The sequence below is a fragment of the Mycobacterium sp. NGS68 genome, assembly GCF_059812195.1.
This window is the reverse complement of record NZ_JCALCE010000003.1, coordinates 33775-56238: the sequence shown is the minus strand read 5'-3', so window position 1 is coordinate 56238 and position 22464 is coordinate 33775. Positions and strand designations below refer to the sequence as shown.

At 69.0% G+C, this 22464-nt stretch carries 22 protein-coding genes, 1 tRNA gene and 1 pseudogene; 10 read left to right on the top strand and 14 right to left on the bottom strand.

The window, feature by feature from the left end; all coding sequences use genetic code 11:
- The first annotated feature begins 39 nt into the window (after window positions 1–39).
- Window positions 40–1140 (top strand): alpha/beta hydrolase family protein, encoded by a 1101-nt coding sequence (locus tag AC5Y5V_RS05070; protein WP_499931636.1) that lies wholly within the window; start codon window positions 40–42, stop codon window positions 1138–1140.
- On the opposite strand, the gene AC5Y5V_RS05065 is transcribed toward AC5Y5V_RS05070, so the two are convergent.
- The 5 genes from AC5Y5V_RS05065 to AC5Y5V_RS05045 all read right to left on the bottom strand — a co-directional run bounded on the left by AC5Y5V_RS05065 (window position 1133) and on the right by AC5Y5V_RS05045 (window position 5959).
- Window positions 1133–2218, bottom strand: a complete 1086-nt coding sequence (locus AC5Y5V_RS05065) for a bifunctional RNase H/acid phosphatase (protein ID WP_499931634.1) — start codon at window positions 2216–2218, stop codon at window positions 1133–1135. The genes AC5Y5V_RS05070 and AC5Y5V_RS05065 overlap by 8 nt on opposite strands.
- On the bottom strand, window positions 2215–2949 hold the full coding sequence (locus AC5Y5V_RS05060) for a zinc ribbon domain-containing protein (protein ID WP_499931632.1): 735 nt from the start codon (window positions 2947–2949) through the stop codon (window positions 2215–2217). Before AC5Y5V_RS05060 ends, AC5Y5V_RS05065 begins: the two co-directional genes overlap by 4 nt.
- Window positions 2946–4097 carry a Nif3-like dinuclear metal center hexameric protein gene (locus tag AC5Y5V_RS05055; protein WP_499931630.1) on the bottom strand — a complete coding sequence of 384 codons (1152 nt, stop codon included), beginning with the start codon at window positions 4095–4097 and terminating at the stop codon, window positions 2946–2948. The genes AC5Y5V_RS05060 and AC5Y5V_RS05055 overlap by 4 nt, the downstream gene beginning before the upstream one ends.
- On the bottom strand, window positions 4094–5104 hold the full coding sequence (cobC, locus tag AC5Y5V_RS05050) for an Rv2231c family histidinol phosphate aminotransferase CobC (protein WP_499931628.1): 1011 nt from the start codon (window positions 5102–5104) through the stop codon (window positions 4094–4096). The genes AC5Y5V_RS05055 and cobC overlap by 4 nt, the downstream gene beginning before the upstream one ends.
- A gap of 66 nt (window positions 5105–5170) precedes the next feature.
- Window positions 5171–5959, bottom strand: a complete 789-nt coding sequence (locus AC5Y5V_RS05045) for a sensor domain-containing protein (protein ID WP_499931626.1) — start codon at window positions 5957–5959, stop codon at window positions 5171–5173.
- A 154-nt stretch (window positions 5960–6113) separates the two neighbouring features.
- Here AC5Y5V_RS05045 and AC5Y5V_RS05040 point away from each other — a divergent pair, with 154 nt between their 5' ends.
- From AC5Y5V_RS05040 to AC5Y5V_RS05030, 3 genes are read left to right on the top strand one after another with little or no spacing between them, the layout of a single operon-like run.
- On the top strand, window positions 6114–6770 hold the full coding sequence (locus AC5Y5V_RS05040; protein WP_499931941.1) for an HAD-IA family hydrolase: 657 nt from the start codon (window positions 6114–6116) through the stop codon (window positions 6768–6770).
- The gene (locus tag AC5Y5V_RS05035) at window positions 6763–7260 is read left to right on the top strand and encodes a low molecular weight protein-tyrosine-phosphatase (protein WP_499931624.1); all 498 of its coding nucleotides are present in this window, start codon (window positions 6763–6765) and stop codon (window positions 7258–7260) included. The genes AC5Y5V_RS05040 and AC5Y5V_RS05035 overlap by 8 nt, the downstream gene beginning before the upstream one ends.
- The gene (locus AC5Y5V_RS05030) at window positions 7260–8087 is read left to right on the top strand and encodes an SURF1 family cytochrome oxidase biogenesis protein (protein WP_499931623.1); all 828 of its coding nucleotides are present in this window, start codon (window positions 7260–7262) and stop codon (window positions 8085–8087) included. The genes AC5Y5V_RS05035 and AC5Y5V_RS05030 overlap by 1 nt, the downstream gene beginning before the upstream one ends.
- 276 nt (window positions 8088–8363) lie before the next feature.
- On the opposite strand, the gene AC5Y5V_RS05025 is transcribed toward AC5Y5V_RS05030, so the two are convergent.
- Window positions 8364–9335 (bottom strand): cobalamin biosynthesis protein, encoded by a 972-nt coding sequence (locus AC5Y5V_RS05025; RefSeq protein WP_499931621.1) that lies wholly within the window; start codon window positions 9333–9335, stop codon window positions 8364–8366.
- 52 nt (window positions 9336–9387) lie between these two features.
- Here AC5Y5V_RS05025 and AC5Y5V_RS05020 point away from each other — a divergent pair, with 52 nt between their 5' ends.
- Together AC5Y5V_RS05020 and AC5Y5V_RS05015 are read left to right on the top strand one after the other, a co-directional pair.
- On the top strand, window positions 9388–10203 hold the full coding sequence (locus AC5Y5V_RS05020; protein ID WP_499931620.1) for an oxygenase MpaB family protein: 816 nt from the start codon (window positions 9388–9390) through the stop codon (window positions 10201–10203).
- Window positions 10204–11016, top strand: coding sequence for an SDR family NAD(P)-dependent oxidoreductase (locus tag AC5Y5V_RS05015; RefSeq protein WP_499931618.1), 813 nt, complete (start codon window positions 10204–10206; stop codon window positions 11014–11016).
- Between the two features lie 21 nt (window positions 11017–11037).
- On the opposite strand, the gene AC5Y5V_RS05010 is transcribed toward AC5Y5V_RS05015, so the two are convergent.
- From AC5Y5V_RS05010 to AC5Y5V_RS04995, 4 genes and pseudogenes are all read right to left on the bottom strand, one after another.
- Window positions 11038–12171, bottom strand: coding sequence for an epoxide hydrolase family protein (locus AC5Y5V_RS05010; protein ID WP_499931617.1), 1134 nt, complete (start codon window positions 12169–12171; stop codon window positions 11038–11040).
- 88 nt (window positions 12172–12259) lie between these two features.
- Entirely contained in the window at window positions 12260–12970 is a 711-nt protein-coding gene (locus tag AC5Y5V_RS05005) for a sensor domain-containing protein (RefSeq protein ID WP_499931615.1), read from the bottom strand.
- A gap of 4 nt (window positions 12971–12974) precedes the next feature.
- Window positions 12975–13235 (bottom strand): hypothetical protein, encoded by a 261-nt coding sequence (locus AC5Y5V_RS05000; RefSeq protein ID WP_499931614.1) that lies wholly within the window; start codon window positions 13233–13235, stop codon window positions 12975–12977.
- Between the two features lie 369 nt (window positions 13236–13604).
- Window positions 13605–13769 (bottom strand): annotated as a pseudogene (locus tag AC5Y5V_RS04995) (nitroreductase family protein); the annotation flags it as partial.
- Window positions 13770–14619: 850 nt separating this feature from the next.
- Between AC5Y5V_RS04995 and AC5Y5V_RS04990 the strand changes: the two are divergent.
- Entirely contained in the window at window positions 14620–14952 is a 333-nt protein-coding gene (locus tag AC5Y5V_RS04990; RefSeq protein ID WP_499931613.1) for a MerR family transcriptional regulator, read from the top strand.
- Between the two features lie 249 nt (window positions 14953–15201).
- Here AC5Y5V_RS04990 and AC5Y5V_RS04985 read toward each other — a convergent pair.
- From AC5Y5V_RS04985 to AC5Y5V_RS04970, 4 genes are all read right to left on the bottom strand, one after another.
- A tRNA-Val gene (locus tag AC5Y5V_RS04985) sits at window positions 15202–15276 on the bottom strand.
- Window positions 15277–15325: 49 nt separating this feature from the next.
- Window positions 15326–15787, bottom strand: coding sequence for a peroxiredoxin (locus tag AC5Y5V_RS04980; protein WP_499931612.1), 462 nt, complete (start codon window positions 15785–15787; stop codon window positions 15326–15328).
- Window positions 15787–16209, bottom strand: a complete 423-nt coding sequence (locus AC5Y5V_RS04975) for a DUF3052 domain-containing protein (RefSeq protein WP_499931939.1) — start codon at window positions 16207–16209, stop codon at window positions 15787–15789. The genes AC5Y5V_RS04980 and AC5Y5V_RS04975 overlap by 1 nt, the downstream gene beginning before the upstream one ends.
- Window positions 16210–16290: 81 nt before the next feature.
- On the bottom strand, window positions 16291–16881 hold the full coding sequence (locus AC5Y5V_RS04970; protein ID WP_499931611.1) for an Rv2240c family protein: 591 nt from the start codon (window positions 16879–16881) through the stop codon (window positions 16291–16293).
- A 171-nt stretch (window positions 16882–17052) separates the two neighbouring features.
- Between AC5Y5V_RS04970 and aceE the strand changes: the two genes are divergently transcribed.
- The 3 genes from aceE to AC5Y5V_RS04955 all read left to right on the top strand — a co-directional run bounded on the left by aceE (window position 17053) and on the right by AC5Y5V_RS04955 (window position 22424).
- On the top strand, window positions 17053–19845 hold the full coding sequence (aceE, locus tag AC5Y5V_RS04965; RefSeq protein WP_499931610.1) for a pyruvate dehydrogenase (acetyl-transferring), homodimeric type: 2793 nt from the start codon (window positions 17053–17055) through the stop codon (window positions 19843–19845).
- 171 nt (window positions 19846–20016) lie between these two features.
- On the top strand, window positions 20017–21366 hold the full coding sequence (locus AC5Y5V_RS04960) for a PucR family transcriptional regulator (protein WP_499931609.1): 1350 nt from the start codon (window positions 20017–20019) through the stop codon (window positions 21364–21366).
- Window positions 21367–21506: 140 nt separating this feature from the next.
- Window positions 21507–22424 (top strand): ACP S-malonyltransferase, encoded by a 918-nt coding sequence (locus tag AC5Y5V_RS04955; protein ID WP_499931608.1) that lies wholly within the window; start codon window positions 21507–21509, stop codon window positions 22422–22424.
- Window positions 22425–22464 lie beyond the last annotated feature (40 nt).

The following is a 22464-nucleotide window of genomic DNA, read 5'->3' as shown; positions in this document are numbered from 1 at the left end:
ATCCTCGCGCGGGCAGGCCGCGAGCGGTACGTTCCGAGGATGCCGACGAAGTGGTGGACTGCGCTGACGTGTGCGGCGATGATCGTGCTCGCGGTGGTGGGATGCGGCGCCCCACAGAAGTCCCGCGAGATGGTGCCGGCCGGGCCCACCTCGTCGGCGCCGGGTTCGTGGGTGGAGGACGCCGTCACGTTCCCGGTCGGCGACATGACCGTGTATGGCACGTTCCGCCACCCGTCCGGGCAGGAGAAGCCGGTGCCGGGGGCACTGCTGATTGCGGGCAGCGGGCCCACCGACCGCAACGGCAACTCGGCCGTCGCGCGCGGCTCGATCAACACACTGCAAAACCTGGCCCAGGCCCTGTCCAAGGACGGCGTGGCCAGCCTGCGCTACGACAAGCTGGGCACCGGGCAGACGGGTCTCGGGCCCTACGCCAAAGACGCCACGACGATCGACGTGCCCGCGTTCCAGAACGAGGCCAACGCGGCGCTGACCTTCCTGGCCGGCCAGTCCGGCGTCGACCGCAACCGCCTGATGGTGATCGGGCACAGCGAGGGCGCCCTGTACGCGCTGCAATTGGCCACCGCCGCGCCCGGAAGCGTTCCGCCGGTGCGGGCCCTGGGGCTGGTGGAGCCGCAGAGCCGTCGCATCCTCGACCACGTCTCCCTGCAGGCGCACGCCCAGGCCGACGCCGCCGTCAAGGCCGGAAAGCTCACCCAAGCTCAGGCCGACGAGAACACGGCGGCGATCGACAAGTCGATCGCCGAATTCCGCGCGACCGGACAGGTTCCGCCCGACGAGCCGGCCGGCTTGAAGCCGATCATCAACGCCGCCAATGCCCGGTTCCTGCAGCAGGAAGACGCCCTCGATCCGGCCGAGCTGGCCGGCAAGCTGGCCCGCGGCATGCCGGTGCTGGTCACCTGCAGCGATGCCGACACCCAAATCACTTGCGAGGACGTCGATCACCTGGTGTCCGGCCTGACGGCCGCGGGCACCAAGACCGACTTCGTGCACCTGACCGGCGTGAACCATGTCCTCAAGGAGGACGCCAGCAAGACACCGGGCGGCTACACCAAGCCGCTGCCGTTCTCCGCCCAGCTCACCACCGCGCTGGCGTCGTTCGTCAAAGAGAACCTCAGCTGACGAGATAGCCCGTCTGGTTCACCAGCCGCACCGAAGACGCTCCGTCGGAATAGAACTCGGCGATGCTCAGCGACGCCAGGTCCAGGTGCAATCGGTACAGAATGCCCGGCCCGGCGTCCAGCGCCAACCGCAGCATCATCTTGATCGGCGTCACGTGCGATACGACCAGCACCGTTTCGCCCTGGTGTTCGGCGACGATGCGGTCACGCGCCCGCAGCACCCGCACCAGCGCTTGGTCGAAGCTCTCCCCACCCGGCGGCGCCGTGCTGGTGTCGCGCAGCCAGCGCCGGTGCAGCTTCGGATCACGTTCGGCGGCCTCGGCGAACGTCAACCCCTCCCAGGCCCCGAAGTCGGTCTCGATCAGATCGTCGTCGACGGCCACGGTGAGGCCCAGCGCGCCGGCGGCCGCCGATGCGGTGTCGTAAGCCCGTTGCAGCGGCGAAGAAATCACCGCCGCGATGCCGCCGCGCTCCCCCAGGTACCGCGCCGCGGCCGCCGCCTGCCGACCCCCGAGGTCGGTGAGCGCCGGGTTGCCGCGACCCGAATACCGGCGCTGCACCGACAACTCGGTCTGCCCGTGGCGCAGCAACAGAATCCTGGTCGGGGTGCCACGCGCCCCGGTCCAGCCCGGCGATTGGGGCGCTTCGGATTTCGCGGTCTGCGCCGGCGCACCCGCCGCGGCGGCATCCATCGCCTCGTTGGCCAGCCGGTCGGCGTGCGAGTTGCGCTCCCGCGGAATCCACGCGTAGCTGATCCGGTCGAAGCCCGACGCCAGCTTCTTGGCCTCAGCATGCAACTCGGCCAGGTCGGGGTTCTTGACCTTCCAGCGCCCGGACATCTGCTCGACCACCAGCTTGGAATCCATGAACACCGCGACCTCGGTCGCGCCGAGCCTCGCCGCGTCCGCCAAACCGGCCAGCAGGCCGCGGTATTCGGCGACGTTGTTGGTCGCGCGGCCGATAGCCTCCTTGCTCTCGGCCAGCAGGGCGGCATCGTCGGCGCTGCGCACCACCGCGCCGTAGCCGGCCGGCCCGGGGTTGCCGCGCGACCCGCCGTCCGCCTCGACGATCACCTTCACTGGGCTGCCTTGACCCGCAGCAGGATCGCGCCACACTCGGGACAGCGCACGACGTCGTCGTCGGCGGCCGCGGTGATGCGGGCCAGCTCGCCGCGGCCGATCTCGATGCGGCAGGCACCGCAGCGGTGCCCCTGCAGCGGCCCGGCACCCGGCCCTCCCCCGACCCGCTGACGTTCGTAGAGCGCGGACAGGGCGGGGTCCAGCGTCGCCGCGAGCTCGTCGCGCCGCGCCGAATGCTGTTGGCGGGCTTGGTCGATTTCGGCGACGGCGGCATCCAGCGCCTGCTGGGCGCCGGACAGCTCGGCCTGCAGCGCCTCGATCGCGCGCGCCTCGGCGGCCAGCTGCTCCTGCAGTTCCTCGCGCTGCTCCATCACCTCCAGCAGCGAATCCTCCAGGCTGGCTTGACGCCGTTCCAACGTCTCCAGTTCGTGCTGCAGGTCGGACAGCTGCTTGGCGTCGATCGCACCCGATTTGAGCAACGACCGATCGCGGTCTTCGCGTTGGCGCACCCCGTCGATCTCCGACTCGAAACGCGACACCTGGCCGTCCAAGTCCTGCACCGCGATCCGCACGGCGTCCAACCGATCGTTGGCCGCGTCGTGGTCGGCCTGCAACCGGTCGTAGGCCTCCCGTTGCGGCAGATGACGGGCGCGGTGTGCGAGCCGAGACAGCTCGGCGTCCAGCCCGGTCAATTCGAGTAGTGACCGTTGCTGTGCCACGTCGGCTTTCATGCCTGACCTCTCTGAGCCTGTTCGTCGGCCTGTTCGTTGACGTTCCAGGGGTCGGTACGGATGTTGCACACCCGGACCGGCAGCTCGTCGCCGAACCGGGACCGCAGCATGCCGGCGGCCTGCCCGCACCATGGGAATTCACTCGCCCAGTGCGCGACGTCGATGAGGGCGACATCCGATGCCCGCAGGTGCTCGTCGGCCGGGTGGTGGCGCAGGTCCGCCGTCACGTACGCCTGCACATCCGCGGCGGCCGCGGCACGCAGCAGCGAATCGCCGGCGCCGCCGCACACCGCGACCCGCGACACCGCCATGTCGGGGTCCCCGGCCGCGCGCACTCCCCAGGAGGTCTTCGGCAGCGCGGCGTCGACGCGGGAGACGAAGGCGTGCAACGGCTCCGGTTGCGCCAGCCTGCCGATGCGGCCCAGCCCGGCACCGCCGGGCAGGGGCACCATCGCGAAGACGTCGAACGCCGGCTCCTCGTAGGGATGCGCGGCGCGCATCGCCGACAGCACCGCCGCCCGTATCCGCGCGGGTGCGACGACCTCGAAGCGGTCTTCGGCCACCCGCTCGACGGCGCCGACGCTGCCGATGGCTGGCGTGGCGCCCTCGTGCGGCAGGAACTGGCCGATGCCGCTGACACTCCAGCTGCAGTGCGAGTAGTCGCCGATGTGCCCGGCGCCCGCCGCAAATACCGCCGCCTGCACGGCTTCGGCGTTCTCCCGCGGCACGTAGATGACCCACTTGTCCAGATCCGGCCCATCCGATGCCGGCTCGAGCACGGTCTCGACAGTCAGACCGAGCGTCTCCGCCAGCGCGTCTGACACACCGGGTGCCGCCGAGTCGGCGTTGGTGTGCGCAGTGAACAGCGAACGGCCGGAACGGATCAGGCGGTGGATCAGCGCGCCCTTGGGTGTGCTGGCGGCGACGGTGTCCACCCCGCGCAGCAGCAGCGGGTGATGCGCCAGCAGCAGCCCGCCATCGGGCACCTCGTCGATGACCGCCGGGGTCGCGTCGACCGCGACGGTTACCGACTCCAGCGCGTCGTCGGGGTCGCCGCACACCAGGCCGACCGAATCCCACGACTCGGCGAGCCGCGGCGGATACGCCTCGTCCAGCGCCGCGATCACGTCGGCGAGCCGCACGCTCACGGCAGCACCCCGTTGATGCCGTCGACCAACAGCGGCCACTCCGGCCGCACCGCCGCGCGGAGATATCCGGCGTCCAGGCCGACGAACGTGTCCCCGCGGCGAACCGCAATGCCTTTGTCGTGCAGGCTTTGTCGGATCCGCTCCGCGCCCGGCATGCGGAACAGCACGAACGGGGCCCGGCCGTCGACCACGTCCGCGCCCACCGATTCCAGACCGACCTCCATCTGGGCCCGCAGCACCGCCAGCGCCACCGCGCGGTTGGCGGCGTCGGTGACCGCTTCGGCGGCGCAGCACGCCGCGATTGCCGTCAGTTGCAGCGTGCCCACCGGCCAGTGCGCGCGGCGCGCGGTCAGCCGCGCCAGCAACTCCGGCGCACCCAGCGCGTAGCCCACCCGCAGCCCGGCCAGCGACCACGTCTTGGTCAGGCTGCGCAGCACCAGCACGTCGGGCAGTGCCAAACCGGCCAGCGACTCCGGCTCACCGGGGACCGAATCGGCGAACGCCTCGTCGACCACCAGAGTCCGGCCGGGCCGCCGCAGCGCGAGCAACTGCTCGCGGGTGTGCAGGACCCCCGTCGGGTTGGTCGGGTTGCCCACCACCACCAGGTCGGCGTCGTCGGGCACTGCCGCGTTGCCATCCAGGCCGAACGGCGGCCGCAGCACCACGTGATGCACCGGGACCCCGGCCGCGGTCAGCGCCACCGCCGGCTCGGTGAACGACGGCGAGATGATCGCCGCGCGCGCCGGGCGCAGGTTGGGCAGCAGCGCGAACCCTTCGGCGGCCCCGGCCAGCGGCAGCACCTCGTCGGCGCCCCTACCGTGGCGCTGCGCCACCGCGTCGCGGGCCGCGCCCACGTCGTCGGCGCTTGGATACCGAGCCAGGTCCGGCAGCCGCTCCGCCAGCCGCTGCACCAGCCACCGCGGCGGCTGAGCATCGCGGACGTTGACGGCGAAATCCAGCATGCCCGGCGTGACGGCCTGATCGCCGTGATAGCCCAGACTCGCCATCCCCGAAACACTAGTGCGCCCCCGACATCGTCAGCGTCGGCGGTGGCAGCTCCTACTGCTTGTCGACTACTGCTTGTCGACTTTGTCGCCGATCTGACCTGCGGCCTTGGCGGCAAACTTCGCCTGGTCTTCCTTGCGCATCAGCACGAGATCGATCACCACGTTATTGCGCACGGTCAGCGCGCGCCCGACCGTGATGCTCATGCCGGGCGCCCCGTTGTTGCCGGGGACGCTGCTCGAGGCGGTGGTGGTCAGGATTCCGTTCTCGTTGGCGAACGGTCCGAACTTCCAGTTGATCTCGGCGCTGTCCGGGCCGGCGGGCTGGGTGATGGTCTTGTCGCCGCACGCGGGCCACTTTTGCGCCGAGGCGTTGAAGAAGTCGGTCGCCTCCTTGGCGGACGGGAACAACGCCACCGCCTGAGCCAGCTCGATGTCCTGATCGTTCTTCAAGTCGGTGACGGAGTCGTCGCCGACGACCGCGGTGAAGCCGCTGCCGTTGTACACGGCCGCCTCGACCGGCCCCATCGCGTAGGCGCATTCATCGGGGAACTTCCAGTTCGCCTGCGGCTTCGGCAGGTCGTCCTGCAGCTTGTCGATCTTCTCCTTGCTCCTGGTGGCGGTGACGCCCAGCAACGCGTCGACCTCGGCGGGCGTGAGCAGGACATTCGCCAGCGCGGCCTGCGCCAGCGGAGGCTTGGCGGCCGCCGTCGAGGTGGTCGTGGTCGCGCTCGCCGAGCTGGACGAACCGGAGCCCTTCTCGTCGTTGCCGCCGCACGAGGCGACCAGCACGGATACGGCGGCGACGGCTATTGCCGCGGGTAGGTGGCGCATACGTTGATCACCCTTCATGGTCATGGCCCGATGGTGCTGGCATGGCAGCCAGCGCACGGAGCATAACCGTGGCCCCGCCTCGGCGAGGGCCGATCGCGTGATCGTTTACCGGACCGTCGATCGAGCCGACGGCTGCGCCGCCGGAACGGTCACGGACAATGGGAGCGTGACTGACACGATGCCGTCGAGCGGGGATGCCCCGCAGTTGGTGGTGTTCGACCTCGACGGCACCCTCACCGACTCCGCGGAGGGCATCGTCGCCAGCTTCCTGCACGCGCTCAGCCACATCGGGGCGCCGGTGCCCGAGGGCGACCTGGCCGCCCGGATCGTCGGGCCGCCGATGGACGACACCTTCCGCGCGATGGGGCTCGACGGGCGCGCCGAGGAGGCGATCGCGGCCTTCCGCGCCGAGTACGGCAGCCGCGGCTGGGCGATGAACACCTTGTTCGACGGCATCGCCGCGCTGCTCGCCGACCTGCACGCCGCCGGCATCCGGCTGGCCGTGGCCACCTCCAAACTGGAGACGACGGCGCGGCGCATCCTCGCCCACTTCGACCTCGACCGGTATTTCGAGGTGATCGCCGGGGCCAGCCCGGACGGCGCGCGCAAGTCCAAGGAGGAGGTGCTGGCGCACGCGCTGGCTCAGCTGCAACCGCTGCCCGAGCGCGTGCTCATGGTCGGCGACCGCAGCCACGACGTGGACGGGGCGGCCGCCCACGGCATCGACACCGTCGTGGTCGGCTGGGGCTACGGGCGGGCCGACTTCGCCGACGGGTTCGGGCCCGCGACGCACGCAGCGACCGTCGACGACCTGCGGAGGGCCTTAGGTGTCTGAGTCGAAACCGCTGCATGTCACCTTCGTCTGCACCGGCAACATCTGCCGGTCACCGATGGCCGAGAAGATGTTCGCCCACCAGATCGCCGAGCGCGGTCTGAGCGACGCCGTACGGGTCACCAGCGCCGGCACCGGCGACTGGCACGTCGGCGCCGGCGCCGATATCCGCGCGGCCCGGGTGCTGCACAACCACGGCTACCCTACCGACCACCGCGCCGCCCAAGTCGACGACGACCACATGGCGGCCGATCTGGTTGTGGCGCTGGGCCGCAACCACCTCCGGCTGTTGCGACAGCTGGGCGTCGACGACGAGCGGATCCGCATGTTGCGCTCCTTCGACCCACGCTCAGGCGCCTACGTCCTCGACGTCGACGACCCCTACTACGGCAATCACGATGACTTCGAGGAGGTTTTCACCGTCATCGAGGCTGCCCTGCCCGGCCTGCACGCGTGGGTCGACGAGCAGCTCGCGCAGAACGGGCACGGTTGATGCGCCGGGTTTTTCGAAGCCTGTCGTTCCTGTCCCGGCCGGGATGGATAGCGCTGATACTGCTGGTCGTCACGTTCACCTACCTGTGCTTCGTGGTGCTCGCACCGTGGCAGCTGGGAAAGAACACCAGGACGTCGCGGGAGAACGACCAAATCCAGTCCTCTCTGAACAGCCCGCCTGTGCCGCTGAAAACCTTTCTGCCGCAGCAGGTTTCCGCGGCACCGGAGCAGCAGTGGCGGCGGGTGACGGCTACCGGGCACTATCTGCCCGACGTGCAGGTGCTGGCGCGGCTGCGGGCGGTGGAGGGCGACCAGGCGTTCGAGGTGCTGGTGCCGTTTGTCGTCGACGACGGGCCGACCGTCCTGGTCGACCGCGGCTACGTGCGTCCGTTGGAGGGCTCGCACGTGCCGCCCATCCCCCGCGCGCCCGAGGGAACGGTGACCCTCACCGCGCGGCTGCGCGACTCCGAACCGCTGGTGAAGGAGAAGGAGCCGTTTCTGCGAGACGGTGCCCAGCAGGTGTATTCGATCAACACCGAACAGGTCGCGGCGTTGATGAAGGTGCCGCTGGCCGGGTCGTATTTGCAGCTGGTCGAGGATCAACCCGGCGGGCTCGGCGTGATCGGCATGCCGCATCTGGAATCCGGGCCGTTTCTGTCATACGGCATCCAGTGGATTTCGTTCGGCATCCTCGCCCCCACCGCGCTGGCCTATTTCACCTACGCCGAAGTGCGCGCCCGGCGTCGGGAAAAGGAACTGGCGCCCGCGCCCGAGGCCCCGATGACCGTCGAGGAGAAGCTCGCGGACCGGTACGGCCGGCGTCGGTAGGGCGTGCGTGGGGGGCCGTCACAGGCGTCACAGCGTGCCGGGTGTGTGGATTCTTGCCCGCCTCATCGCGACAACTTGTGACAGTCGTCGTGCCGCAACGCAGTTGTCGCTCGTGAGGCGGGCAAACAGACACATGTCTGCCGGCCGATAACAGAGTGGCGCTGGGACTAACCCGGCCGCTGTCCGCGAGCGTGCGCAGATGTGGGCGACACGCGGTCCTGGGTGGCATTCTGTGCACGCTCGCGGCGGGCCGGCCCGTCGCTGCCGCGACGGCGCTCAAACTTGCGTGAATTCGCGGGTTCGGCCGCGAATTTGGGGTCTCTCGCGAGTCCCCGGAGTCACAGACCACCGGCACGCTACGGCCGCACTGACCACAGCCGCGGCGGCCTGCACCACCCGCGACAACACCACCGCGCGGCGCAGGTCCGCCACCGTCGGCACCCGGCCATCGCCGAGCGTCGGGCGGATCTGCAGCTCGTGGCGGTACTGGGTCGGCCCGCCGAGCCGAACGCCGAGCGCCCCGGCGAACGCAGCCTCGACGACGCCCGCGTTGGGACTAGGGTGCCGGGCGGCGTCCCGGCGCCACGCACGCAGGGCACCCGTCGGCGATCCGCCGACCACGGGCGCGCACACCACCACCAACGCCGCGGTCAACCGCGCGGCGGCAAAGTTCGCCACATCGTCCAATCGCGCTGCCGCCCAGCCGAATCGGGCATAGCGCGGCGACCGGTACCCGATCATCGAGTCCAGGGTGTTGACGGCCCGATAACACAGCACGCCGGGCGCGCCGCCGACCGCCGCCCACACCAGCGGCGCGACCTGCGCGTCGGAGGTGTTCTCCGCCACCGACTCCAGCGCCGCTCGGGTCAGGCCGGGCCCGTCCAACACCGAGGGGTCGCGTCCGCACAGTGCCGGCAGCAGCCGTCGGGCCGCCTCGAGGTCCTCGAGGTCCAGCCGCTCCGACATCGTCAGGCCCGTGCGCGCCAACGAGGTTCCGCCCAGCGACACAAAGGTGGCGGCCGCCAGCGCGGGGCGGGACCGCAGCGTCGCACCCAGCAGGCCCGCGGCGCCGACCAGCAGGCCGACGTGCACGGCGCCGGCCACCCGGCCGTCGCGATAGGTCAGCCGCTCGAGCCGCGCGGCCGCCGCGCCGAAAGCCGCGACCGGATGCCCTCGACGCGGGTCGCCCAGCGCGAGGTCGGCCAGGTAGCCGGCGAGCAGGCCGACGAATCGTGTCGACGCAACCACCCCGGCAGCGTCCCACACGTGGTCTACTCGATCACATGGGGAAGACACCGCGATGAAGCGGCCCGCGACCCGGGTCGCCGACCTGTTGAATCCGGCCGCGCTGTTGTTGCCGGCCGCCAACGTGATCATGCAACTCTCGCTGCCCGGCGTGGGCTACGGCGTGCTGGAAAGCCCGGTGGACAGCGGCAACGTCTACAAGCACCCGTTCAAACGGGCCCGCACCACCGGCACCTACCTCGCGGTGGCCACCGTCGGGACCGAGTCCGACCGCGCGCTGATCCGCAAGGCCGTCGACGTCGCGCACCGGCAGGTCCGGTCGACGGCAGCGAGCCCGGTGTCCTACAACGCGTTCGATCCCAAGCTGCAGCTGTGGGTGGCCGCGTGTCTGTACCGCTACTTCGTCGAGCAGCACGAGTTTCTGCACGGCCCGCTCGACGACGCCAGCGCTGACGCCGTATACCAGGACGGCAAAAAGCTCGGCACCACGCTGCAGGTGCCCGAACGCATGTGGCCGCCGGACCGAGTCGCGTTCGACGAGTACTGGAAGCGCACGCTCGACGAGCTGCAGATCGACCCGCCGGTCCGCGAGCACCTGCACGGGGTGGCCGCGATGGCGTTCCTGCCGACGCCGCTGCGGCAGCTGGGTGGGCCGCTGAACCTGTTCGCGACGACGGGGTTCCTGGCACCGGAGTTCCGGGCGCTGATGCGGCTGGACTGGTCGGAGTCCCAGCAGCGCCGGTTCGAGTGGCTGCTGACCGCGCTGCGGTTGGCCGACCGGCTGATTCCGCACCGGGTCTGGCTGCTCGGCTATCAGATCTACCTGTGGGACATGCGGTCTCGGGCGCGCCGCGGCCGCCGGATCGTGTAGATGGGCCGTCTGGCCGGCAAGGTCGCGATCATCACCGGCGCCGGGTCCGGCATCGGGTGGGCCGCGGCCCGACGCTTCGCCGACGAGGGCGCCCGCGTCGTGTGCGCCGACATCAGCGGGCAGGAGCGGGAGATCGCCGGACTGCTCGGGGATGTCGCCGTGCCCGTGAGCGTCGACGTCACGCGGGCCGCCGACGTGCGCGGCATGGTCGACGCCGCCGTGCAGCGCTTCGGCCGGGTGGACGTGCTGCTGAACAACGCCGGCTTCGGCGGGCCGCACGCGGCCCTGGCCGACATCGACGAGGCGACGTTCGACACCATCCTGGCGATCAATCTCAAGGGCGTGTTCCTCGGCATGAAGTACGCGATCCCCGCCATGCTGCAAACGGGCGGCGGCGCCGTCGTCAACACCGCCTCGGCCTCCGGGCTGGTCGGCTGGAAGGGCCTTTCCTGCTACGCGGCGGCCAAGGCAGCGGTGGTGCAGATGACCAAGTCCGCGGCACTGGACTACGCGAAGACCAACGTGCGCATCAACGCGATCTGCCCCGGCATGACGTACACCGGCATGGCGGGCGCCAAGCCTGACGACGAGGTGCCGCCCGGCAGCTACCTGCCGACGCCGATGGCGCGCTGGGGCGAGCCCGCCGAACTCGCTTCTGCCGCACTGTTTCTCTCCAGCGATGAGGCTTCGTTCATCACCGGCGCGGCGCTGGCCGTCGACGGGGGCTATGCCGCGAGCGGCCCGATGCTCGGCGGGGCGCGTCCCCCTCGCGAGCAGACGCAAAAGTTCCCTTTCGAGGGCCGATTCGGGTGATTTTGCGTCTGCTCGCCGGGCTTAGCGCACCGTCGCGAAGAACTTACGGACGTCGTCGACGAATAACTCCGGCTGCTCGAACGCGGCGAAATGCCCGCCGCGCGGCATGTCCGTCCAGTGCGTGATGTTGTAGACGGGCTCGCACCAGCTGCGCGGGGCCTTCAGCAGCTCGCCCGGGAAAGCCGCTACCCCGGTGGGTAATTCGACGCGACCCCCGCCACCCCACACTTGGAAGCTCTCCCAGTACAAGCGGGCCGAGGACGCCGCCGTCTCGGTCACCCAGTACAGCATCACGTTGTCCAGCAACTCGTCGCGGGTGAACACGTTTTCCGGGTTGCCGTCGCAGTCCGACCAGGCCCAGAACTTCTCGACGATCCACGCCAATTGGCCCACCGGCGAATCGACCAACCCATAGCCCACGGTCTGCGGACGCGTCGACTGTTGCTTGGAGTAGCCGGTGCCCCACTTCCGGTGGTCGGCGAGCGCGGACATGGCCCGCTGCTCCTCGGCCGTCGGGTTGGCCAGCGACTCCTTCGTCGGCCGGCCGACCGGCATGTTGAGGTGGATGGCCGCGCAGTTGCCGCGATTGCGGCCGATCTGCGTGGTGACCGCCGCACCCCAGTCGCCGCCCTGGGCGCCGTAGCGCCCGTAGCCCAGCCGACCCATCAGCGTCTCCCACGCCTTCGCGATCCTCTCGACCCCCCAGCCCGTCCGGCTGGGTTTACCCGAAAAGCCGTAGCCCGGCAGCGACGGGCACACCACATGGAAAGCGTCCTCGGCGCGGCCGCCGAACGCCGTCGGATTGGTCAGCGGCTCAATCACCTTGTGGAACTCCACAATTGAGCCCGGCCAGCCATGCGTGATCACCAGCGGGAAGGCATCCTCGTGCAGCGAGCGCTGATGGATGAAATGAATGTCCAGCCCGTCGATGTCGGTGACGAACTGGTCGAAGCGGTTCAGCGCGGCCTCCCGCGAGCGCCAGTCGTAGGCGGCGCCCCAGTACTCGGCCAGGTCCCGGGTGTACGCCAGCGGGATGCCCTGACTCCAGTCGTCCACGCATTCGGCTTCCGGCCATCGGGTGCGGGCCAACCGCGAGCGCAGGTCGTCGAGGACATCGTCGGACACGTCAATGCGAAATGGCTTCACGGGTTTCATAGTGCCGTTCGCCTCGCGAGCAGACACAAAAGCCCCCATTTCGGGCCGAAATGGCGGGCTTTTGCGTCTGCTCGCCGAGAGTGGCCGCCTACAGCTTGGCGACTTTCTCCGCGATCTGGCGGGCGATCCCCACCGCCGCGCCGGGCGGCGGGTTGGTGGCGCACGCGGCCACGTCGACGACGACGTTGTTGCTCACGGTCAGTGCCCGCTGGCAGGCCCAGCCGTTGCCGCCCTGCAGGGTGTCGGTGGTGCTCAGGACGCCGTTCGTGGTGTCGATCGGCCCCATCGTGAAGACCTTGTCCGGCCCGCCGGGCGACAGCACCCGGTATTCGTGGTTGGCGCACAGCGGCCAGAACTGGGCCGACGCCTTGAAAAAGCTCGCCGCGCCGGTGGCGTCCGGAAACGACACGACCGCCTGGATGACGTGATGAGCGAAGTTCGGGACGGGTTCCTGCAGCTCCTGCGAGCGCACTGCGTTCCACCCGCTGTTCGCGTAGATGCTGTGCTCGGCCGGTTGGGTGAAGCGGCAGTTCATGTCCGGCTTGGTGGCGCTGGTGTTGACCATTTGCGTCGACGTCTTCGCTGCCGGTACCTCCGGAACGCCCATGGCGGTGCCGATCTCGGCCGGGTTGAGCAGCAGCCCGTCGAGGGCGTCCGCCGCCACCGGGGGTCGCGACGGCGCGACGGTGGTCGTCGTCGTGGTCGTCGGCGCCGTTTCTTTCCCGTCGTTGCCGCAGCCGGCCACCAGACCGACCAGACCCAACAAGATGACGGCTAGTTCGTTCGACAGCCTCCGCACGTCATCACCAGTCCTCCGAAAGCCGTTCGGTCAGCTCGCCCTGAGCCCGCTCGAGGTCGCTCACCCGCTTGTCCGCCACCTTGATCAGCTCGCGGACGTGCTCCATCAGCTCGCGCATGTCGGCGCGCATCGCGTCGACGGCGGCATACAGGTCGGCTTTGGTCGCCGGTTGCTGGTCCGCCGACAGCGCGTGCACGGGCGGCGCGGTCCGCCCCGCTGTCTGCCCCACCCCGTTGGCGCCCTGAACATCGGAAGGCTCGTTCACGTCCACGACCTTGCCACACGCTATCTAACTGGGCAAACAACGTCGGCCTGCCTGATTTATACGCATCCCGCGACCTCAACAATTGGCAATTCGGCTTGGCACCGCCAGGCTTTTCGTCTTGCCCATCTACCCCAAACCAGGACCTCGCGGGTACAGCTGGACGAGGTCGTGCGGCACAGCGCAGCCCACGGCGGTGGCGTCCGCGAGACTTAAACCGCTGCGCCATCATTCGGGGCAGACGTTTAAGTGTCGCGGTTTGCACGAGGGACGCTACGTAGCGCCACCATCGGGACCAGCTCTGTGCAAGCGTTCGGCGGCTCGACGACCCGTTATTCAGCGTGGGCCGGCCCGGCCTCCGAGCGGAACCGCCTACAGAAATGCCCGGTTGCCGTACCGGTCCAGCGACACGAATTCGCCGACCGGGCGCCGCGTCGTCGGGCCGTACTTCCCTTTCGGCCAGCCGAGCGGAATCACCGCGCACGGCGGGACATTCCACGGCGGGCCCAGCGCTCGTCGGGCCAGCACTGCACTGAATCTAAACAGTGCAGCAGCGCGGAACGCCCGGGTGACCACCGAAAGATGAGGGGGACCAATCGGCGAATCACCCGGGCGCTGCAACGACATCGCTCGTTACCCACGTGCGAAGTGCCACCACTAGTGGCGGTGCGCGCGCAGCCAAGGCTGGGATGCTGCGTCGGCGCGGTCATGCGACATATGTGATCACCGTGGGCGCACGCGAGTCGCTGTCCGTTGATGATCATCGTTCAGGCGCATCACCTCCTTTGTCCCAGTGCCTTTCATGCAGGGCTTTTCACGCAGAGACCCGGAGGCGATCGCTCGGTAGCCCAGATCTCTTGTGGTGGCCGGCCCCGCGAGGACCAACATCGCCGATTACAGACCGCATGCGGTCTCGACCACCGGGTTTGGCTGGTGGTTCCAGCGCGGGGTGCACACGGCCGGGCCGCGGGCATCTCGGCGAACAGGTCGGCGAGCGCATCCCAGAGGTCCGCTTCTTGTTGCAGGCGTATCCATTCGGCCTCCAGAATCGCCGACGCCTCGTCGAGTGCAGCGGTTGCCGTCTGGGTGTCGATAGCCATCTCACCTACCCCCTTACCCGGATGCTGCGGCCCGGGCCGTGCTGGCCCTGGCGGGCCGGTACTTACGCGCTGATACCTCTTTTCTCGCGTCGCCGGCAATTTGGATGCGGCGGGGCGTGGCTTTTCCGGCGACTGGGATGGTCAGTCGCAGCACTCCATGGCCGTGGGCCCGGCGTCACCAACATCATGTCCACCTCCAACGCAAATATCCCTACAGATGATCTGTGTCGGCTGTTATAGATTTTTATAGCACCGGTGCTAGATTCGTGCAAGAACGATTTGCGGCGATGCGGAGTGTGCCTGTGCCTGAGAGTGGAATGTCGCGGTCTGCGCGAGGTGTGTACGGCATCTCGGTGGCCTCGGAGTTGAGCGGCGTCGATCCGCAGACCCTGCGACTCTACGAGCGGCGCGGACTGCTCACCCCGGCCCGCACGGATGGTGGCACCCGCCGCTACAGCGACGACGATCTGGCTCGCGTGGCCCACATCGGTACGCTGGTCGCCTTGGGCGTCAATATCGCAGGCATCCTTCGAATCCTGGCCCTGGAGAGTCGCAATACCGAACTTGAGTCGGAGAACGCCAGACTGCGGTCCGAGAGCGCGATCGCCGGAAGCCGGTGACCACTCGACCGAGTCCACGCCACTGGGCCGATGAGGTTCCTGTCGCGGATGCGGTCGAATAACGCCAAACCGCTCGGCCTTGACGACGGACGTCACGACAACATCGGCCGACTGGGCATAGGTGCTAAGAAATGTATGTCTTCACGCATAGATTTTATGAGCCGGGCGTTGCGACGGATCCGCGATACTCAGAACCCCGATGACGCGAGGTCGCACCCGGCGCCGACGGCGGGCCCACTGCATGACCGCTGGTGGGCGCGGACGGTATCGAACCGCCGACCGCTGGTGTGTAAAACCAGAGCTCTACCACTGAGCTACGCGCCCTGACAACCCGGAGCAGGCTACACGCTCACCTGCCGCCCACCCAAAACGCTCAGGCCCTCAGCGCCGCCAAGGCTTCGGTCCACAGGCGCTGGTCGCGGGCTTCCCCGGGCTGCTTCATCTCCGCGAACCGGATGACCCCCGAGCGGTCGACCACGAAGGTGCCGCGGTTGGAGATTCCGGCCGCCTCGTTGAACACGCCATAGGCCTGGCTGACTTCGCCGTGCGGCCAGAAGTCCGACAGCACCGGGAACGTGAAGCCGCTCTGAGTCGCCCAGATCTTGTGCGTCGGCGGCGGGCCGACCGAGATCGCCACCGCGGCGCTCTCGTCGTTCTCGAAATCGGGCAGGTGATCGCGCAGCAGGTCGAGTTCGCCCTGGCAGATGCCGGTGAAGGCCAGCGGGAAGAACACCAGCAGCACGTTCTTGGCGCCGCGATAGTCGCCGAGGCTGACGGGCTGGTTGTTCTGGTCTCGCAGGGTGAAGTCAGGGGCCGAGGTCCCGACAGCCAGCATCAGCGCTTACCGGCCCGCGATTTCGGCTGCACCAGTCGGCTGGCGCTCCAGTTGCCCAGGTTGACCGACGAGGTTGGCATCAGCCCGGCGGTGGGGGCGGACTCGGCGATCTCGGCGGGCTGCACGTGCCCGGGCCGGCCGGTCTTGGGCGTCAACACCCAGATCACGCCATCCTCGGCCAGCGCGGTGATCGCGTCCATCAGGGTGTCCACCAGGTCGCCGTCGCCGTCGCGCCACCACAGCAGCACGACGTCGACGACCTCGTCGGTGTCCTCGTCGAGCAGATCGGCACCGCACGCTTCCTCGACCGCCGCGCGTATCTCGTCGTCGGTGTCTTCGTCCCAGCCCCACTCCTGGACGACTTGGTCCCGTTGGATGCCCAATTTGCGAGCGAAGCTCGGGGCGTCATCCGCCGCGACCACCGTGGGACCTCCCTTAACCATGCGCACGCCGTGCAATGGGCTTAATCGTCGCACAAGCCAAGCACGTCGAAAATGCCCGCCTCAACCGGCCGCCACACACAGTTTCAGCGCCTTGGACTTGACGTCGTTGAGCCGGTCGACGCGCCGGTTGAACTCGCCCGTTCCCACGTGCGTCGCGATGGCGTTGGCCACCGCCCGAACGGCGTCGACGTAGTTGCGGAATGCATCCTGCAGCTCCTGCGACAACGGGGGGCCGATGCTGCCCTCGACGGTATTGCCGCTGTTGTTGCTCGCGTCGATGGCCGGGCCCTCGGTCGGTCCGGTGTTGCGTCCCGCGTTGAACGCGGCGACGAAGGCGTTCACCTTGTCGATGGCGTCCTTGCTGGTGGTGGCCAGGCCGTCGCACGCGCTGCGCACGGCCTTGGTCGTCAGCGACTGCTGCCGCTGGGACTCCCGAACGCTCGAGGTCGCGATGGATGCCGACACCGACATCGAGACCGACGAGCGGTAGGCCGGGGCCAGACTCTGGTTCGCCTTGACGCTGCCGTTGGTGACCTTGGTACAGCCGACGATCCCGATCAGCACCAGCGCGACACAGCCGAACGCCAACGCACCTCGCCGGGGGAATTCCCCCACGTGCCTGCGAGGCACCGCACGCCTTCCGATGAGCACGGGATCAGACGTTACCGGTTCGGGCCCCAACCGTCGCGCACGCACCGAGTTCGCGCCGGTATGTCCGCTCGCGGCGGCGATCGGACGGCAGCTACCCGCCCGGCACATCGGTGCGGCACGATAGGGGGAGGTTCGATCAAGCCGATAACCCGCCAACTACAGGAGTGGAAGTTGACCACCGAGTTCGCGCGCACCGATCTGGCCAAATCCCCAAGCAGCGCAAGCGAACCCGACCGTGTTCGGGTGATCCGCGAAGGCGTGGCGTCCTATTTGCCCGACATCGACCCCGAAGAAACCTCGGAGTGGCTGGAGTCCTTCGACGAGCTGTTGGAGCGCCAGGGCCCCGCGCGGGCGCGGTATTTGATGTTGCGGCTGCTGGAGCGCGCCGGCGAGCAGCGGGTGGCCATCCCGTCGCTGACGTCGACCGACTACGTCAACACCATTCCGACCGAACTCGAGCCGTGGTTCCCCGGCGACGAGGACGTCGAGCGCCGCTATCGGACCTGGATCAGGTGGAACGCCGCCATCATGGTGCACCGCGCGCAACGGCCCGGTGTGGGCGTCGGCGGCCACATCTCCACCTATGCCTCGTCCGCCGCGCTCTACGAGGTGGGCTTCAACCACTTCTTCCGCGGAAAGTCGCATCCCGGCGGCGGGGATCAGATCTTCATCCAGGGCCACGCCTCCCCCGGCATCTATGCCCGCGCCTTCCTGGAGGGCCGGCTGAGCAGCGACCGCCTCGACGGCTTCCGTCAGGAACACAGCCACGCCGGCGGCGGGTTGCCGTCCTACCCGCATCCGCGGCTCATGCCCGACTTCTGGGAGTTCCCGACGGTGTCGATGGGCTTGGGCCCGCTGAACGCCATCTACCAGGCCCGGTTCAACCACTACCTGCACGACCGGGGCATCAAGGACACCTCCGACCAGCACGTGTGGTGCTTCCTCGGCGACGGCGAGATGGACGAGCCGGAGAGCCGCGGTCTCGCCCACATCGGCGCGCTGGAGGGCCTGGACAACCTGACCTTCGTCATCAACTGCAACCTGCAGCGCCTCGACGGCCCGGTGCGCGGCAACGGCAAGATCATCCAGGAGCTGGAGTCGTTCTTCCGCGGGGCGGGCTGGAACGTCATCAAGGTCGTCTGGGGCCGCGAATGGGACGCGCTGCTGCACGCCGACCGCGACGGCGCGCTCGTGAATTTGATGAACACGACGCCCGATGGTGATTACCAGACCTACAAGGCCAACGACGGGGCCTACGTGCGCGACCACTTCTTCGGGCGCGACCCGCGCACCAAGGCGCTGGTGGAAAACATGACCGACTCCGAGATCTGGAACCTCAAGCGCGGCGGCCACGACTACCGCAAGGTCTACGCGGCCTACCGCGACGCGACCGCGCACAAGGGCCAGCCGACGGTGATCCTGGCCAAAACCATCAAGGGTTACTCGCTGGGCGCACACTTCCAGGGCCGCAACGCCACCCATCAGATGAAAAAGCTTGCGCTGGAAGACCTCAAGCGGTTCCGCGACTCGATGCGGATTCCGATCAGCGACGCCGAGCTGGAAAAGGACCCCTACCTGCCGCCCTACTACCACCCCGGCCCCGACGCCCCCGAGATCCGCTACATGCTCGACCGGCGCCGCACCCTGGGCGGCTTCGTGCCCGAACGGCGGACCAAGGCCAAGGCGCTGACGCTGCCCGGGCGCGACGCGTACAAGCCGCTGAAGAAGGGCTCCGGCCAGCAGGAGGTGGCCACCACCATGGCGATGGTGCGGACCTTCAAAGAACTGTTGCGGGACAAGGAAGTAGGCCCGCGGATCGTCCCGATCATCCCCGACGAGGCGCGCACCTTCGGCATGGACTCGTGGTTCCCGTCGCTCAAGATCTACAACCGGCTGGGTCAGCTGTACACGGCCGTCGACGCCGAGCTGATGCTGGCCTACAAGGAAAGCGAAGTCGGTCAGATCCTGCACGAGGGCATCAACGAGGCCGGTTCGGTGGGCTCCTTCATCGCGGCCGGTACGTCCTACGCGACGCATAACGAGCCGATGATCCCGCTCTACATCTTCTATTCGATGTTCGGGTTCCAGCGCACCGGTGACGGCTTCTGGGCCGCCGCCGACCAGATGGCCCGCGGGTTCGTGCTCGGGGCCACCGCCGGGCGCACCACGCTGACCGGCGAGGGCTTGCAGCACGCCGACGGTCATTCGCTGCTGCTGGCCGCCACCAACCCGGCCGTCGTGTCCTATGACCCCGCGTTCGCCTTCGAGATCGCCTACATCGTCGAGAGCGGCCTGGCGCGGATGTTCGGCAAGAACCCGGAGAACGTCTACTTCTACATCACCCTGTACAACGAGCCGTACCGGCAGCCGCCGGAGCCGGACAACTTCGAGCCCGAGGGCGTGCTGCGGGGCATCTACCGCTATCAGGCGGCCACCGAGCGGCGCGCCAGCACCGCGCAGATCCTGGCATCGGGGGTGTCCATGCCCGCGGCGCTCAAGGCGGCCGAGATGCTGGCCGCCGACTGGGACGTGGCCGCCGACGTGTGGTCGGTGACCAGTTGGGGCGAACTGAATCGCGATGGCGTCGCCGTCGAGCGCGAGAAGCTGCGACACCCCGACCAGCCGCCCGGTGTGCCGTATGTCGCGAAGGCGCTGGCCGGGGTCTCCGGCCCGGTGGTCGCCGTGTCCGATTGGATGCGTGCCGTTCCCGAGCAGATCCGGCCGTGGGTGCCCGGCACCTACGTCACGCTGGGCACCGACGGGTTCGGGTTCTCCGACACCCGGCCCGCCGCCCGCCGCTACTTCAACACCGACGCCGAATCCCAGGTCGTCGCGGTGCTGGAGGCGCTGGCACGCGACGGGGACATCGACCCGTCGGTGCCGATCGCGGCCGCGGGCCAGTACCAGATCGACGACGTGCTGGCCGCGCCTGAGCAGACGTCCGACCCCGGCCCCGGCGCGTAGGGCCCCCGGCGCCGGCGCGGCGGTAGATCCGCCGGTGAGCCACCGAAACTGCGCACACGGCGCGTGAGCGCGCCGAAACGACGCCTGGCCGCAGGCTCGACACCCTGGCCCGCAGGCCGCGCCCGGCACGCCTTGGCGGATACTTCCAGAAAAGAGGCGTAGGTTTTAGGGGTGAGCGACAACCAGTCGGGTTCGCCCCTAGCCAACCTCGTCAGCCTCTCTAGCGCGTCGCGGCCGCGATCACCGCTGGAGCTCCTGGACACCGTGCCCGACTCCCTCCTGCGGCGCCTCAAGCAGTACTCCGGCCGGCTGGCGACCGAGGCCGTCTCGGCGATGCAGGAGCGGTTGCCGTTCTTCGCCGACCTGGAGGCCTCGCAGCGCGCCAGCGTGGCGCTGGTGGTGCAGACGGCCGTCGTCAACTTCGTCGAGTGGATGCAGGACCCGCACAGCAACGTCAGCTACACCGCGCAGGCTTTCGAGCTGGTCCCCCAGGACCTGACCCGACGGATCCCGCTGCGCCACAGCGTGGAGATGGTGCGCGTCACGATGGAGTTCTTCGAGGAGGTGGTGCCGCTGCTGGCCCGCTCCGAGGAGCAGCTGACGGCGCTGACGGTGGGCATCCTGAAGTACAGCCGCGATCTGGCGTTCACCGCCGCCACGGGCTACGCCGACGCGGCCGAGGCGCGCGGCACGTGGGACAGCCGGATGGAGGCCAGCGTCGTCGACGCGGTGGTGCGCGGCGACACCGGCCCCGAGTTGCTCTCCCGTGCGGCCGCGTTGAACTGGGACACCACCTCACCCGCGACGGTAGTGGTGGGAACGCCCGCCCCGGGCCGCAACGGCTCCAACGGCGAACTCGACAGCGACCGGGCCAGCCAGGGCGTCCGCGACATCGCCGCCCGCCACGGCCGCGCGGCGCTCACCGACGTCCACGGCACCTGGCTGGTGGCCATCGTGTCCGGCCAGCTGTCGCCCACCGAGAAGTTCCTGGGCGACCTGCTGGATGCCTTCGCGGACGGTCCGGTAGTCATCGGGCCCACGGCGCCGATGCTGACGGCGGCCTACCACAGCGCCAGCGAGGCGATCTCCGGCATGAACGCCGTCGCCGGCTGGAGCGGGGCGCCGCGGCCCGTGCTGGCCCGGGAGCTGCTCCCCGAACGGGCCCTGATGGGCGACGCATCGGCGATCGTCGCGTTGCACACCGACGTGATGCGACCCCTCGCGGACGCCGGTCCGACGCTGACCGAGACCCTTAACGCTTATTTAGATTGTGGCGGCGCGATTGAGGCCTGCGCGCGCAAGTTGTTCGTTCATCCAAACACCGTGCGCTACCGATTGAAGCGGATCACCGACTTCACCGGCCGCGATCCCACCCAACCGCGCGACGCGTATGTGCTGCGGGTGGCGGCGACGGTCGGCCAACTCAACTATCCAACGCATCAGTCCAGCGTCGGGAACAACGCAGTAACGCAGCTTCCGGTGCCGGTCAGAGGCGGTGTGATCGGCGTGTCGGGCCGATAGTGATCCAGATGACAGATCGCGGCTCGATATCAAACATGTAGCTTACGGAGCTATTTTGTTGGGTGTATACAAAAACCTAAGACGAGGTTCATAATCTGTTACACCCGCCAAAACCGTTTCCACAGTGTTCTCTTAGACACGTGATTGGATTTCTTGCGCCCGGACAGGGTTCCCAGACCGAGGGGATGCTGTCGCCGTGGCTGGAACTGCCCGGCGCAGCAGACCAGATCGCCTTATGGTCGAAGGCCAGTGGCCTGGACCTCGCACGCCTAGGCACCACCGCGTCGACCGAAGAGATCACCGACACCGCGGTCGCCCAGCCCTTGATTGTTGCGGCCACCCTGCTGGCCCACCAGGAGCTGACGCGGCGCGGCCTGCTCAGCGACAAGGAATTCGTCGTGGCGGGCCACTCCGTCGGCGAGATCGCGGCCTACGCGATAGCCGGCGTCCTGGCCGCCGATGACGCCGTCGCGCTGGCCGCCACCCGCGGCGCCGAGATGGCCAAGGCCTGCGCGCTCGAGCCGACCGGCATGTCCGCCGTGCTCGGCGGCGACGAGGCCGACGTGCTGAGCCGCCTGGACTACCTCGACCTGATTCCCGCGAACCGCAACGCCGCCGGCCAGATCGTCGCGGCCGGTCGGCTGACCGCGCTGGAAAAGCTCGCCGAAGACCCGCCGGCCAAGGCCCGGGTGCGCGCATTGGGCGTCGCCGGCGCGTTCCACACGCAGTTCATGGCCCCCGCCCTGGAGGGCTTCGCCGCAGCGGCGGCTCGCATCACGACCGCCGAGCCCACCGCCACGCTGCTGTCCAACCACGACGGGCAGCCGGTGGCCAACGCATCCGCCGCGATGGACACGCTGGTCGCCCAGCTGACCAGGCCGGTGCGCTGGGACCTGTGCACCGCCACGCTGCGTGAGCACCCCGACTACCGAGTCACCGCGATCGTCGAGTTCCCGCCCGCGGGGACCCTGACCGGAATCGCCAAACGAGAACTTCGGGGAGTGCCGGCACGTGCCGTCAAGTCACCCGCAGAGCTGGACGAGCTGGCCAACCTCTAGCGCCGGCGCCGTCCAGTAAACGCACGTCAGTTTGACTGCA

Excerpts from the sequence above, each read along its gene's own strand:
- AC5Y5V_RS05070 (WP_499931636.1), top strand. The coding sequence starts at position 40 with ATGCCGACGAAGTGGTGGACTGCGCTGACGTGTGCGGCGATGATCGTG.
- AC5Y5V_RS05060 (WP_499931632.1), bottom strand. The coding sequence starts at position 2,949 with ATGAAAGCCGACGTGGCACAGCAACGGTCACTACTCGAATTGACCGGG.
- cobC (WP_499931628.1), bottom strand. The coding sequence starts at position 5,104 with ATGGCGAGTCTGGGCTATCACGGCGATCAGGCCGTCACGCCGGGCATG.
- AC5Y5V_RS05045 (WP_499931626.1), bottom strand. The coding sequence starts at position 5,959 with ATGACCATGAAGGGTGATCAACGTATGCGCCACCTACCCGCGGCAATA.
- AC5Y5V_RS05040 (WP_499931941.1), top strand. The coding sequence starts at position 6,114 with ATGCCGTCGAGCGGGGATGCCCCGCAGTTGGTGGTGTTCGACCTCGAC.
- AC5Y5V_RS05030 (WP_499931623.1), top strand. The coding sequence starts at position 7,260 with ATGCGCCGGGTTTTTCGAAGCCTGTCGTTCCTGTCCCGGCCGGGATGG.
- AC5Y5V_RS05020 (WP_499931620.1), top strand. The coding sequence starts at position 9,388 with ATGAAGCGGCCCGCGACCCGGGTCGCCGACCTGTTGAATCCGGCCGCG.
- AC5Y5V_RS05015 (WP_499931618.1), top strand. The coding sequence starts at position 10,204 with ATGGGCCGTCTGGCCGGCAAGGTCGCGATCATCACCGGCGCCGGGTCC.
- AC5Y5V_RS05010 (WP_499931617.1), bottom strand. The coding sequence starts at position 12,171 with ATGAAACCCGTGAAGCCATTTCGCATTGACGTGTCCGACGATGTCCTC.
- AC5Y5V_RS04990 (WP_499931613.1), top strand. The coding sequence starts at position 14,620 with ATGCGGAGTGTGCCTGTGCCTGAGAGTGGAATGTCGCGGTCTGCGCGA.
- AC5Y5V_RS04980 (WP_499931612.1), bottom strand. The coding sequence starts at position 15,787 with ATGCTGGCTGTCGGGACCTCGGCCCCTGACTTCACCCTGCGAGACCAG.